The 15,099-nt window shown below is 71.3% G+C and carries 2 protein-coding genes and 1 pseudogene; all 3 read right to left on the reverse strand.

Annotation, left to right across the window (positions count from 1 at the left end; genetic code table 11):
- On the reverse strand, positions 1 to 2,299 hold a 2,299-nt coding region (locus GSF22_RS19425), incomplete at its 3' end, for a type I polyketide synthase (protein ID WP_208815111.1).
- 31 nt (positions 2,300 to 2,330) lie between these two features.
- Positions 2,331 to 11,786: pseudogene (locus GSF22_RS34885) on the reverse strand (SDR family NAD(P)-dependent oxidoreductase); the annotation flags it as partial.
- An 11-nt stretch (positions 11,787 to 11,797) separates the two neighbouring features.
- A partial coding sequence (locus GSF22_RS19445) for a type I polyketide synthase (RefSeq protein ID WP_208815112.1) occupies positions 11,798 to 15,099 on the reverse strand: 3,302 nt, incomplete at its 5' end.

Consider the following 15,099-nt stretch of genomic DNA (forward strand, 5'->3'; position numbering starts at 1 on the left):
CGGCGACCACCGTACGGAACTCGTCCAGCATCGGCGCCATCAACGGCGAATGGAACGCATGCGACACCGACAGCCGCTTCGTCTTACGACCCAACCCCCGGAAATGCGCCGCGACCTCCTCGACCGCAGCCTCCGCACCCGAGACGACGACCGAGGTCGGGCCGTTGACCGCACCGATCCCGACCAGATCTTCACGGCCGGCCAGCAGCGGCAACACCTCCGCCTCCGTGGCCTGCACCGACACCATCACCCCGCCCGCCGGCAGGGCCTGCATCAGACGACCACGAGCAGCAACAAGCTTCGCGGCATCGTGGAGAGACAGCACTCCGGTCACGTGGGCGGCGGCGATCTCCCCCACCGAGTGACCGACAAACACCGACGGCCGCACACCGAACGACTCCGCCAGCCGGAACAACGCCACCTCGACCGCGAAAACCGCCGGCTGCGTCAACCCCGTCTGATCCAGATCCCCGACGCCGTCGAACACCACATCCCGCAGGGACACACCCAGCAGCGAGTCAAGCTCGCCGCACACCGCATCGAACGCCGACGCGAACACCGGGAACACGTCGTACAACCCACGACCCATCCCCACCCATTGCGACCCCTGACCCGTGAACAGGGCACCCAGGGGTTCCGCGCTGGCCGCGACCGGGGAAACCTCGCCCAGGCCAGCAGCAAACTCGGCCAGGTCACGACCGGCCACCACCGACCGGTACTCGAACACCGACCGGGTGTGCAGCAACGACCAGGCCACATCACGAGGCGACAGCCCCGGCTCGGAACCCACGAACGAGACCAGCTTCGCCGCCTGGGCACGCACCGCCTCCGGCGACTTGCCGGAGAGCACCCACGGCAGCACACCGTCACCCACCGGCTCCGGCTCAGCCTCGGCAGTCTCCGGCTCCTCCGCGACCGGAGCCTGCTCGACGATGATGTGCGCGTTCGTACCGGAGAACCCGAACGACGACACCGCCGCCCGACGCGGCCGGTCCGACGCCGGCCACTCCCGGGCCTCGGTCAACAACTCCACCGCACCGGCCGACCAGTCGATGTGCGGGGACGGTGCGTCCACGTGCAGCGTCTTCGGCAGCAGCCCGTGCCGCATCGCCTGCACCATCTTGATGATGCCGCCGACCCCGGCTGCCGCCTGGGTGTGCCCGATGTTCGACTTCAACGAACCGAGCCACAGAGGTGCACCCACCCGGCCCTGCCCGTACGTCGCCAACAGCGCCTGCGCCTCGATCGGGTCACCGAGGGTCGTACCGGTGCCGTGGGCCTCGACCGCGTCCACGTCGGCGGCCGTCAGTTCGGCGTTGGCCAGCGCATCCCGGATCACCCGCTGCTGCGACGGGCCGTTCGGGGCGGTCAGACCGTTCGACGCACCGTCCTGGTTGATCGCCGAGCCCCGGATGACCGCGAGCACCGGGTGCCCGTTGCGCTGCGCGTCGGAGAGCCGCTCCAGCAGCAGCATGCCGACGCCCTCACCCCAACCGGTACCGTCCGCCGCCGCCGCGAACGCCTTGCACCGGCCGTCCGGGGAGAGCCCACGCTGCGCCGAGAAGTCGATGAACGAGCCCGGCGTGGCCATCACGGTCACGCCACCGGCGAGCGCCATGGTGATCTCGCCGCCCCGCAGCGCCTGCACCGCCAGGTGCAGCGCCACCAGCGACGACGAGCAGGCGGTGTCCACGGTCACCGCCGGGCCCTCCAGGCCCAGGGTGTACGAGATCCGCCCGGAAGTGACACTGCCGGAGCCACCGGTGCCGAGGAAACCCTGCACCTCGCTGGCCGTGCTGGCCTGCTGCTGGCTGGTGTAGTCGTGGTACGCCTGACCGGCGAACACCCCGGTCCGGCTGCCCTTCAGCGACTTCGGGTCGATACCCGCCGACTCGATGGCCTCCCAGGCCGCCTCCAGCAGCAGGCGCTGCTGCGGGTCGGTGGCGACCGCCTCCCGGGGCGAGATGCCGAAGAACTCGGCGTCGAAGAGGTCGGCGTCGTGCAGGAAGCCGCCCTCCCGCGAGTACGACGTGCCGGGGTTCTCCGGGTCCGGGTGGTACAGCGCCTCCAGGTCCCAGCCACGGTTCTCCGGGAAGGTGCTGATCCCGTCCCGGCCCTGGGCGACGAGTTCCCACAGTTCCCGGGGCGAGGTGACCCCACCCGGGTAGCGGCAGCTCATCGCGACGATGGCGATGGGTTCGCTGTTGGCCGTCTCGACTTCCCGCAACCGCCGCCGGGTCTGGTGAAGATCGGCGGTGACTCGCTTGAGGTACTCGAGGAGCTTCTCTTGGTCAGACATGAGGCAGCTTTCGCGTCGAGGGAGACAGAGTTCAGGCGATCCCGAGTTCGGCGTCGATGAAGGCGAAGACCTCATCGGCCGAGGCGGATTCGAGTTGTTCGGAGACCTGCGGTCCGTCGTTGCCGGCGTCCGTGGCGGTCAACCGGGTGAGCAGGTTGCGCAGCCGGTCGGCGACCCGGAAGTCGGTGAGGGTGTCGGCCTTCAGGGCGGACACCGCCGCCTCCATCCGGTCCAGGCCGGCCAGCAGGCTGGCCTCGGCGGCGGACGCCGGGTCCAGGTGCACCCGGAGCAACTCGACCACGTCCGTCGGGGTCGGGTAGTCGAAGACGAGAGTGGCGGGGAGTTCCACGCCGGTCGCCCGTTGCAGCTTGTTGCGCAACTCGACGGCGGTGAGCGAGGTGAAGCCCAGGTCCTTGAACGCCTGCCCGACGGCCACGTCCTCCGGTCCGGAGAGGGCCAGGGTCAGCGCCACCTGGGTACGCACCAGGTCCAGCAGGATCGTCTGCTGTTCCTCGGCACTCGCGCCACCCAGGCGCAGCGCCAACTCGTTCGCAGCTTCGGCGCCGCTGTCCTGCTGGTCGGTGGGGGTACCACTGACGTAGGTCAGCTCCAGGTCGGGGCACAGCCAGTAGTGCTGGTGCTGGAAGGCGTACGTGGGCAGGTCGACCCGCTTTCCGCCTGCGATCAGGTCGGTGAAGTCGACGGCGATGCCCCGGGCCCAGAGCGCGCCGAGTCCGGCGGTGAAGGTCAGCGCAGCGTCCCGGTCCTTCCGGACCAGGGGAACAGCGGTGACCTCTTCCAGGATCTGCCGGGTGAGCGCGGTCAGGATCGCGTCCGGGCCGATCTCCACGAAGGTAGTCACACCCGTGTCGTGCGCGGCGGTGACCGCGTCGGCGAACCGCACCCCGGCCTTGACGTGCTCCACCCAGTACCCCGGGTCGGCCCACACGTTCGCGCTGGTCAACTCCCCGGTCACCGTCGAGGCGACAGTGACATCGGAAGCGGAGAAGGTCAGGCCGGCGACCACCGTGCGGAACTCGTCCAGCATCGGCGCCATCAACGGCGAGTGAAACGCGTGCGACACCGACAGCCGCTTCGTCTTACGACCCAACCCCCGGAAATGCGCCGCGACCTCCTCGACCGCCACTTCCGCACCGGAGATGACGACCGAGGTCGGGCCGTTGACCGCACCGATCCCGACCAGATCTGCACGGTCGGCCAGCAGCGGCACCACCTCCGCCTCCGTGGCCTGCACCGACACCATCACCCCACCCGCCGGCAGGGCCTGCATCAACCGACCACGAGCCACAACAAGCTTGGCGGCGTCATTGAGCGAGAACACACCGGTCACGTGCGCGGCGGCGATCTCCCCCACCGAATGCCCCACGAACACCGACGGCCTGATGCCGAACGACTCCGCCAGCCGGAACAGGGCCACCTCGACCGCGAAAATGGCCGGCTGCGTCAACCCCGTCTGATCCAGATCAGCACTGCCCTCGAACACCACATCCCGCAGGGACACACCCAGCAGCGGGTCCAACTCGCCACACACCGCGTCGAACGCCGACGCGAACACCGGGAACGAGTCGTACAACCCACGACCCATCCCCACCCACTGCGAACCCTGACCCGTGAAAAGGGCACCCAGGGCACCCGGCGTCACCGAGCCGGTGACCGCGCCGGCACCCTCGTCACCACCGGCGAGCACCGCCAGGGCGGAGAGCAGCTGGTCCCGATCGGTGCCGGCAGCCAGCGCCCGGTGTTCGAAGGCGGACCGGGTGTTGGCGAGCGACCACGCGACATCCCGGACCGGAAGTTCCGGGTTCGCGGTCACGAATTCGCGCAGCCTGGCGGCCTGGGCGCGTACCCCGGCAGGAGATTTGGCCGAGAGCTGCCAGGCGACGACCGGGGCGGCCGGGACCTCGTCGACGACCGTCGACTCGATGACCGGCGCCTGTTCCAGCACCACGTGCGCGTTCGTGCCGGAGAACCCGAACGACGACACCGCCGCCCGACGGGGCCGGTCGGCCTGCGGCCATTCCCGGTTCTCGGTGAGCAGTTCGACCGCGCCGGCCGACCAGTCGATGTGCGGGCTGGGCTCGTCGACGTGCAGGGTCTTCGGCAGCACGCCGTACCGCATCGCCTGCACCATCTTGATCACACCAGCGACGCCCGCCGCCGCCTGCGTGTGCCCGAGGTTCGACTTCACCGAGCCGAGCCAGAGCGGGTCGTCCGCCGGCCGGTTCTGCCCGTACGTGGCGATGAGGGCCTGCGCCTCGATCGGGTCGCCGAGCCGGGTACCCGTACCGTGCGCCTCCACCGCGTCGACCTCGGTGGCCGACAGCCCGGCGCTGCCCAGCGCGGCGCGGATCACCCGCTGCTGCGACGGGCCGTTCGGCGCGGTCAGCCCGTTCGACGCACCGTCCTGGTTGATCGCCGAGCCCCGGATCACCGCGAGCACCTGGTGCCCGTTGCGCCGCGCGTCGGAGAGCCGCTCCACGAGGAGTACGCCGACCCCCTCACCCCAGCCGGTACCGTCCGCGCCCGCCGCGAACGCCTTGCACCGCCCGTCCAGGGCGAGTCCGCGCTGGCGGGAGAAGTCGACGAACGTGTTCGGGCTGGACATGACGGTCACGCCACCGGCCAGCGCGAGGGAACACTCCCCGGTACGCAGGGCCTGCACCGCCAGGTGCAACGCCACCAGCGACGACGAGCAGGCCGTGTCGACGGTGACCGCCGGGCCCTCCAGCCCGAGCGCGTACGACACCCGACCGGAGAGCACCCCGGCGGAGGTGCCGGTACCGAGGAAGCCTTCGACGCCGTCCGGGATCTGGGTGAGTCGGGTGCCGTAGTCGTGGTAGATCACCCCGGCGTAGACACCGGTGTCGCTGCCCCGCAGCGCGACCGGGTCGATCCCGGCCGACTCGAACGCCTCCCACGACGACTCCAGCAGCAGCCGCTGCTGCGGGTCCATCGCGAGGGCCTCGCGCGGCGAGATGCCGAAGAACTGGGCGTCGAACTGTCCGGCCTCGTGCAGGAAGGCCCCGTCGACCGTGTACGTGGTGCCGGGGCGGGACAGCTCCGGGTCGTACAGCGCCTCCACGTCCCAGCCCCGGTCGACCGGGAACGTGGACATGCCGTCCCGGCCCTCGACCAGCATCCGCCACAACTCCTCCGGGGAGGAGATGCCCCCGGGGAACCGGCAGGCCATCCCGACGATCGCGATCGGCTCGTTCTCCGTCACGACGCGTGGGGCGGTGGTGGCACCGGCCGCCGGCAGGGCTCCGACCAGTTCGTCGCGCAGGTGCGCGGTGAGGGCGTTCGGGGTCGGATAGTCGAAGATCAGGGTGGCTGGCAGGCGTACCCCGGTGGCGGCGTTCATCCGGTTGCGGAGTTCGACCGCGGTGAGCGAGTCGAAGCCGACCTCGTTGAACGCCCGGTCCGGGTCGATCGCCTCCGGGCCGGGGAAGCCGAGGACCACGGCGGCGTTGGTCCGCACCAGGTCCAGCAGCAGGTTGTCCTGTTCGATGCGGGACAGCCCGGCCAGCCGGTCCGCGAGGGAACTCCCGGACGTCCCACCCCGGGCCGCCGACCGGCGGGCCGGTACCCGCACCAGCGCGCGGAGCAGGTGCGGCGGCTCGTCGCCGTTGCCGATCGTCTTCAGGTCGAGCTTCATCGGGGCGAGCACCGGGCTGCCGGAGGCGAACGCGACGTCGAGCAGGGCCATGCCCTCCTCGGCGGTGAGCGCCGGGGTACCCATCCGGTGCAGGTCGGCGTTGTCCAGGGTGCCGCCCATGCCGCCGTCCCCGGTCTGCGCCCAGAGGCCCCAGGCGAGCGAGGTGCCGGGCAGGCCGGAGACCCGCCGGGCCTGGGCGAGCGCGTCGAGGAAGGCGTTGGCCGAGGCGTAGTTGCCCTGCCCGGGGTTGCCGAAGGTGCCGGCCGCCGAGGAGAACAGGACGAACGCCGACAGGTCCCGGTCCCGGGTCAGTTCGTGCAGGTTGAGCGCGGCGTCGACCTTCGGGGCGTACACCCGGTCGATGCGCTCGACGGTGAGGGAGTCGATGACCCCGTCGTCGAGGATGCCGGCGGTGTGGACGACGGCGGTCAGCGGGTGTGCCGCCGGGATCGCGTCGAGGACGGCGGCAAGGCCGGCCCGGTCCGCGACGTCGCAGGCGGCGAAGGTCACCGACGCGCCCAGGGCGGTCAGCTCGTCGGCCAACCCGGCCGCGCCCGGGGCATCGGCACCCCGGCGGGACACCAGCAGCAGATGCCGCACCCCGTGCACGTTCACCAGGTGCCGGGCCACCAGTCGACCCAGTGCACCGGTCGCACCGGTCAGCAGCACCGTACCGTCGGCATCGAACCCACGCGGGATGGTGAGGACGACCTTACCGATCTGCTTGGCCTGCGACAGGTGCCGGAACGCCTCCGGCGCCCGCCGCACGTCCCAGGCGCTGAGCGGCAGCGCACCCAGGGCACCCGACTCGAAGAGGTCGACCAGGGCGAGCAGCATCTCCTGGATCCGGTCGCGGCCGGCGTCCACCACGTCGAACGCCTGGTAGCGGACCCCCGGGTGGTCGGCGGCGACCCGGTCGGCGTCCCGGATGTCGGTCTTGCCCATCTCGACGAACCGGCCACCGCGCGGCAGCAGCCGCAACGACGCGTCCACGAACTCACCGGCCAGGCAGTCGAGCACCACGTCCATGCCCCGACCACCGGTCACGGCGGAGAACCTCTGCTCGAACTCCGTGCTCCGGGAGTCACCGATCCGCTCGTCCACCAGACCGGCCCGACGCAACGCATCCCACTTGCCCCGGCTGGCCGTACCGAACACCTCGGCACCCAGATGCCGGGCCAGTTGCACGGCCACCGAACCGACGCCGCCGGCAGCGGCGTGGATCAGCACCGACTCACCGGCTTTCAGCCCCCCCAGGTCGACCAGCGCGTAGTAGGCGGTCAGCGCGACCACCGGAGCCGCCGCCGCCTGGGCGAAGGTCCAGCCCTGCGGCATCCGGCAGAGCAGCCGGTGGTCGGTCACCCCGTACGGACCGAAGGCACCGTCGAGCATGCCCATCACCCGGTCGCCGGGGGCGACGTTGCCGACGCCCTCGCCGACCTCGACCACCACACCGGCGGCTTCCAGGCCGAGCAGGCCGGCGTCGCCCGGGTACATGCCGAGCACGTTGAGCACGTCGCGGAAGTTCAGCCCGGCGGCCCGGATCGCGACGCGTACCTGACCGGGCGCGAGTGCGGCCTGCGCCTGCGGCCAGTCCCGCAGGTAGAGCGCCTCCAGGGCACCCTGGCTGCGGAAGTCCAGCCGCCACGAGTCGGTGTCGACCGGCGGCGCCAGTTCGACGGCGGCCCGGGTCAGCCGGAAGGCGTACGCCGTGCCGTTGCGCAGCGCCACCTGCGGCTCGTCGGTGGCGACAGCGGCCGGCAGGGCGGCCAGCGAGGCGGCCGTACCGTCCAGGTCGACCAGGACCAGCCGGTCCGGGTTCTCCGACTGGGCGGACCGGACGAGGCCCCACACCGCCGCGCCGACCAGGTCGACCGGGTGCTGGCCGGCGTCCACCGGCATGGCACCCCGGGTGGTCACCACCAGCCGGGAGTCGGCGTACCGGTCGTCGGCGAGCCACTGCTGGACGGTGCCGAGCACCCCGCCGACGACCGACCGGACCGTCGACGCCTCGGCGTCGGGTACGGCCGGCACGGCCAGCAGCACCAGCCCGGGTACCGGGTCGGTCAGACCGGCCAGGTCGGTGTGCCGGGTGGTCGGCCAGGTCGGGTCGCCGCCGAGGTCCACCGGGTCCCCGAGTACGGCCACCGGCTGCCCGGTGGTGTCGTCGCCGAGGGTCAACGGCAGCCAGGACGGCTGGAAGAGGTCGTCCCGCGCGGCGGTCGCCTCGGTGGCCGACGGCACCTCCAGCGGACGCAGTGCGAGGGTGCCGATCGAGGCGACCGGAGTACCGGTCGGGTCGGCCATCGCGATGGCGACCGTACCGCTGGTCGTACCGGGTACCGCCGGGCTGATCCGGACCCGCAGCGCGGTCGCGCCCGTGGCGTGCAGGGCCACCGACTCGAACGAGAACGGCAGGTACGCGGTGTCCTCGTCGGTGACGAAGCTGCCGAGGCCGATGCCGTGCAGGGCGGCGTCGAGCAGCGCCGGGTGCAGGCCGAAGTCACCGGCTCCGGTGCCCTCGGGCAGCTCGACCTCGGTGCAGATGTCACCGTCGAGGCGCCAGGCGGCCCGCAGGCCCTGGAAGATCGGGCCGTACTCCAACCCGAGGGCGGCCAGCTCGGCATACGTCTGATCGGTGTCGATGCGCTCCGCCCCGGCAGGCGGCCACTCGGCGAGATCGAAGTCAGGGCGACCGGTCGCGGTGGTCAGCGCGCCGTCCGCGTGGCGTACCCAGTCCACGGTCGGGTCGGTCAGGTCGTCCCGGCGCGAGTACACCGACACGGCCCGGCGGCCCTGTTCGTCGGCGCCCTCCACCACGACCCGGAGCTGCACGCCGCCCCGCTCGGGCAGTACGAGCGGCGCCTCCAGGGTCAGGTCCTCGATGGCGTACGTCTCGACGTCGACCTGTCCGCGCTGCGCCTCGTCGGCTGCGCCGAGGACCAGATCGACCAGCGCGGCGCCGGGGACCAGGACGGTGCCACCGACCGCGTGGTCGGCGAGCCAGGGTTGGGTGGCCAGGGAGAGTCGGGAGGTGAAGACCACCCCGGCGGAGTCGGGCAGGCTGACCGCCGCGCCGAGTAGCGGGTGCCGGGCCTGGTCGAGCCCGAGACCGTTGGCGTCGACGGTGTCGAAGCCCCGGGTCGGCCAGTACCGCTGGTGCTGGAACGCGTACGTCGGCAGGTCGACCCGCTGCCCGCCGGTCAACAGGTCGGAGAAGTCGACGGCGATGCCGCGCGCCCAGAGGTTGCCGAGTCCTGCGGTGAAGGTCAGCGCAGCGTCCCGGTCCCTGCGGGCCAGTGGTACGGCGGTGGCGTCCTCCAGGATCTGCCCGGTCAGGGCGGTCAGGATGCCGTCCGGGCCGATCTCCACGAAGGTGGTCACACCCGAGGCGTGCGCGGCGGTGACCGCGTCGGCGAACCGCACCCCGGCCTTCACGTGCTCCACCCAGTACCCCGGGTCGGCCCACACCACAGCGGTGGTCAACTCACCCGTCACCGTCGACGCGACAGCCATGTCGACCGGCGTGAACGACAGACCGGCGACCACCGTGCGGAACTCGTCCAGCATCGGCGCCATCAACGGCGAATGGAACGCGTGCGACACCGACAGCCGCTTCGTCTTACGACCCAACCCCCGGAAGTGTTCGGCGACCTCCTCGACCGCCGCCTCGGCACCCGACAGGACGACCGAGGTCGGGCCGTTGACCGCACCGATCCCGACCAGATCTTCACGGCCGGCCAGCAGCGGCACCACCTCCGCCTCCGTGGCCTGCACCGACACCATCACCCCGCCCGCCGGCAGGGCCTGCATCAGACGACCACGAGCCGCAACAAGCTTGGCGGCGTCATTGAGAGTGAGCACCCCGGTCACATGGGCGGCGGCGATCTCCCCCACCGAATGACCCACGAACACCGACGGCTTCACCCCGAACGACTCGGCCAGGCGGAACAGAGCCACCTCGACCGCGAAGACCGCCGGCTGCGTCAACCCCGTCTGATCCAGATCGGCCACACCGTCGAACACCGCATCCTGCAAAGAGATGCCCAGCAGCGGGTCAAGCTCGCCACACACCGCGTCGAACGCCGACGCGAACACCGGGAACGCGTCGTACAGACCACGACCCATCCCCACCCACTGCGACCCCTGACCCGTGAAAAGGGCACCGCAGGTCTCGGAGCCCACCGCGACCGGGGACACCTCGCCCAGGCCAGCAGCAAACTCGGCCAGGTCACGACCGGCCACCACCGACCGGTACTCGAAGGTCGACCGGGTGTGCAGCAACGACCAGGCCACATCAACCGTGGACAGCTCCGGGTGGGCGTCCACGAACTCACCGAGCCGCACCGCCTGGTCGCGCACCGCCTCCGGCGTACGACCCGACAGCACCCACGGCACCACCCGCTCGGACGGGGTCTCCGTAGCCGGCGCCTCCACCGTCACCGGCGGCTGCTCCAGGATGACGTGCGCGTTCGTACCCGAAATGCCGAACGACGACACCGCCGCCCGACGCGGCCGGTCGGACGCCGGCCACTCGCGGGCCTCGGTCAACAACTCCACCGCACCGGCCGACCAGTCGATGTGCGGGGACGGCGCGTCCACGTGCAGGGTCTTCGGCAGGACGCCATGGTGCATCGCCTGCACCATCTTAATCACACCAGCCACACCCGCAGCGGCCTGCGTGTGACCCAGGTTCGACTTCACCGCCCCCAACCACAGCGGCGCGTCGGCGGGCCGGTCCTGGCCGTAGGTGGCGAGCAGGGCCTGCGCCTCGATCGGGTCACCGAGGTTGGTACCCGTACCGTGCGCCTCCACCACGTCCACCTCGGCGGCCGAGATCCCGGCCGACGCCAGAGCCGCCCGGATGACCCGCTGCTGTGACGGACCATTCGGCGCGGTCAGACCATTCGACGCACCGTCCTGGTTGATCGCCGAACCCTTGATGACGGCGAGGACGGGGTGCCCGTTGGCCCGGGCGTCGGAGAGCCGCTCCAGCAGCACCATGCCGACACCCTCGGCCCAGCCGGTACCGTCCGCACCCGCCGCGAACGCCTTGCACCGTCCGTCCGGGGACAGCCCACGCTGCCGGGAGAACCCGACGAAGGTGTCCGGACTGGCCATCACCGTCACGCCGCCGGCCAGTGCCAACGTGCACTCGCCGGTACGCAGCGCCTGGGCCGCCCAGTGCAACGCCACCAGCGACGACGAGCAGGCCGTGTCGACGGTGACCGCCGGCCCCTCCAGACCCAGGTGGTACGCCACCCGACCCGAGGCGATGCTGCCACCGGTACCGAGGAAACCCTCGATCTGCTCGGCTGCCTGGTCGACGACGGTGGAGTAGTCGGTGTACATGATGCCGGCGAAGACCCCGGTTTTGCTGCCGCGCAGGGCGGCCGGGTCGATCCCGGCCCGCTCGATGGCCTCCCAGGAGGCTTCGAGCAGCAGCCGGTGCTGCGGGTCCATGGCCAACGCCTCGCGGGGCGAGATCCCGAAGAAGCCGGGGTCGAACTCGGCCGCCCCGTAGAGGAACCCACCGTGCCGGGTGTACGACGTGCCGACGTGGTCGGGGTCCGGGTGGTAGATCGTGTCGAGGTTCCAGCCCCGGTCGTCGGGGAACTCCCCGATCGCGTCCCGACCGTCGACGAGCAGCTGCCACAGCTCCTCGGGTGAGGTGACCTGTCCGGGGTACCGGCAGGCCATCCCCACGATCGCGATCGGCTCACGGGAGGCGGCCGTCAGTTGACGGTTCTGCTCCCGTACCCGCTCCAGTTCCTTGAGCGATACCCGAAGCGCCTCGACGATCCGTTCGTTTGCCGCCGTCATCAGATCCTCACACTGTCGTCCGTGGGGGAATCGCTGCCGAGGGCGAGCTGGATCAGCGCGTCGGCGTCCATCTCGTCGATGGACTCACCCTCATCGCCTTCATCGGTGGTAGCCGATGCTTCTTCCCGGAGCCCGGTCAGGTCGAGCAGGCTGTCGAGCAGCCCGGCGTCCTTCAGCCGGGCGAGCGGGACCAGGTTGAGTGCCGCCCGCAGCCGCGACTCGAGGTCGTCGGCCACCGCCGGCACGATTTCGGTACGCAGGTACGCGGCGAGCGCCCGCGGGTTCGCGTAGTCGAAGATCAGGGTGGCCGGCAGGCGCAGCCCGGTGGCGGACTGTACGGCGTTGCGGAACTCGACCGCGGTCAGCGAGTCGAACCCGAGTTCCTTGAACGCCCGGTCGGTACCCACCTGCGCCACGTCGGCGTAGCCGAGCACCGCCGCGACCTGCTGGCGTACCAGGTCGAGCAGGGTCCGCTCCTGGTCGGCTGCGGGCAGCGCGGCCAGGGTCGCCGCGAGGTCGGGGGTACCGGCGGCAGCCTGCGCGGCCTTCCTCGGCGTCGCCCGGACCAGGCGGCTCAGCAGTGCCGGTACCTCGCCCTGGCCGATCGTCTTCAGGTCGAGGGCCACCGGCACCAGTACCGGGTCCGGCTGGCTCACCGCCTCGTCGAGCAGGGCGAGCCCGGTCTCGGGGGTCAGCGCCTGCACGCCGGAGCGGGACATCCGCTGCGCGTCGTCGGCTGCCAGCTCGGCGCCCATGCCGGTCTCCTGCTGCCAGAGGCCCCAGGCGAGAGAGACCGCCGGCAGGCCCAGACCCACCCGGTACCGGGCCAACCCGTCCAGGAACGAGTTCGCCGCCGCGTAGTTGCCCTGCCCCGCGTTACCCAACACACCCGCAGCCGACGAGAACAACACGAACGCCGACAGGTCCACATCCCGGGTCAACTCGTGCAGATGCCACGCCGCATCCACCTTCGGCCCGAACACCCCCGCAACCCGCTCCGCCGTGAGCGCGTCGATCACACCGTCATCGAGCACACCCGCCGCATGCACCACACCCGACAGGCCATCAATGCCGGCGACCACCGCCGCCAACCCCGCCCGATCCGACACGTCACACGCCACGACGCGGACCTCCGCGCCAGCGGCCACCAACTCGTCGCGCAGATCCACCGCACCCGGCGCCTCCACACCCCGCCGGCTCACCAACACCAACCGCCGCACGCCACGCGAGGCGACCAGATGCCGGGCAACGAGCGCACCCAGACCCGACGTACCACCGGTGACGAGGACCGTCCCGGTGTCGCCGCGCCACACGTCGTCCGCGTCACCGCCGGCTGCCGCCGCACGGGCCAGGCGCGGTACGGACACCTGACCAGCACGTACCACCACCTCCGGCTCGCCCAGAGCAACCGCAGAACAGACCATCGCCAACCGATCCTCAGGCTCATCCACGTCGACCAACACGAACCGGCCCGGGTGTTCAGCCTGCGCCGAGCGCACCAGACCGGCTACCGCCGTGTGCCCCAGTACGACCCCTGATCTGGTGAGGACAACCAGGATCGACGTGTCGAACCGCTCGTCAGCGAGCCAGCTCTGGAGCAGTTCGAGGGTCTGCGTGGTGACCTGGTGTGCGGTGCCCACCTCGTCGTCAGCGGTGCCGGTAGGGGTGACCGCGACCACGTAGTCGGGTACGGCGTCCGCAGCGGCCAGCGCGGCAAGACTGTCGTAGCCGGTGGCCGCGATCCCGAGATCCGGTAGCGGTGCGGCACCGACGAGGGCCCAGGTGCCGGCCGGGCCGACCCGGTCGACCGCCACCGGCGACCACTCCACCCGATACAACGGCTCCACCACACCGGAACCACCCAACGACCCCACATCAACCGGCCGCAACGCCAACCCCGACACCGACGCCACCGGCGCACCCACCGCATCAGCCAGCTCCAACACCACACCCGAAGCCGACGACACCAACCGCACCCGCAACGCCACCGCACCCGTGGCCGACAACCCCACACCCGAGAACACGAACGGCAACTCCGCCCGCTCCACACCCCCGGACAACAAACCCACACCATGCAACGCCGCATCCCACAACGCCGGATGCAACCCGAACCCATCCACCACCACACCAGCCGGCAACCCGACCTCGGTGAACACCTCACCACCACGACGCCACGCCGCCCGCACACCACGGAACACCGGCCCGTACTCCAGACCCACCGCAGCCAAACCGTCGTACAACTCATCCACCGACACCACCTCCGCACCAACCGGAGGCCATTCGGTCAGCTGGAACTGCGGCGGTTGCCCGTCGGCGAGTACGCCGGTGGCGTGCGTGGTCCAGCCCTGCCCGTCGAGGTGCGCGTCGGTACGGGAGTGGACGGTGACCGCCCGCCGTCCGGCGGCGTCCGCCGCGCCAACCGACACCTGGACCTGCACCGCACCGGTGGGCGGGAGCACGAGCGGCGCCTGGAGGGTCAGCTCCTCCAGCAGCCGGCTCTGCGTCTCCTCGCCGGCCCGGAGGACCAGGTCGACCAGGGCCGCCCCGGGCACGATGACCGTCCCACCGACCGCGTGGTCGGCGAGCCAGGGGTGGGTGTCCAGCCCGATCCGACCGGTGAACAGCAGCCGGTCCTCGTCGGCGAGAGCGACCACCGCACCGAGGAGGGGGTGGTTCGTCGCGGTCTGACCGACGGAGGCCACGTCACCGGCGGTACGCCGGGCGGGCTCCAGCCAGTACCGCTCGTGCTGGAACGCGTACGTCGGCAGGTCGACCCGCTTCCCACCCGCGATCAGGGCGGAGAAGTCGACGGTGATGCCGCGTGCCCAGAGACTGCCGAGTCCGGCGGTGAAGGTCAGCGCAGCGTCCCGGTCCCTGCGGGCCAGCGGAACGGCGGTGGCCTCTTCCAGCACCTGCCCGGTCAGGGCGGTCAGGATCGCGTCCGGGCCGATCTCGACGAACGTGGTCACACCACTGGCCGCAACGGCATCGGCGAACCGCACCCCGGCCTTCACGTGCTCCACCCAGTACCCCGGGTCGGCCCACACCGCAGCGGTCGTCAGCTCACCCGTCACCGTCGACGCGACAGCGGCATCGCTGGCCGTGAACGACAGGCCGGCGACCACCGTGCGGAACTCGTCCAGCATCGGCGCCATCAACGGCGAATGGAACGCGTGCGACACCGACAGCCGCTTCGTCTTACGACCCAACCCCCGGAAATGCGCCGCCACCTCCTCGACCGCCGCCTCGGCACCCGACAGGACGACCGAGGTCGGGCCGTTGACCGCACCGACACCGACCA

Source organism: Micromonospora echinofusca (assembly GCF_017614955.1).
Lineage (GTDB): Bacteria > Actinomycetota > Actinomycetes > Mycobacteriales > Micromonosporaceae > Micromonospora > Micromonospora echinofusca_A.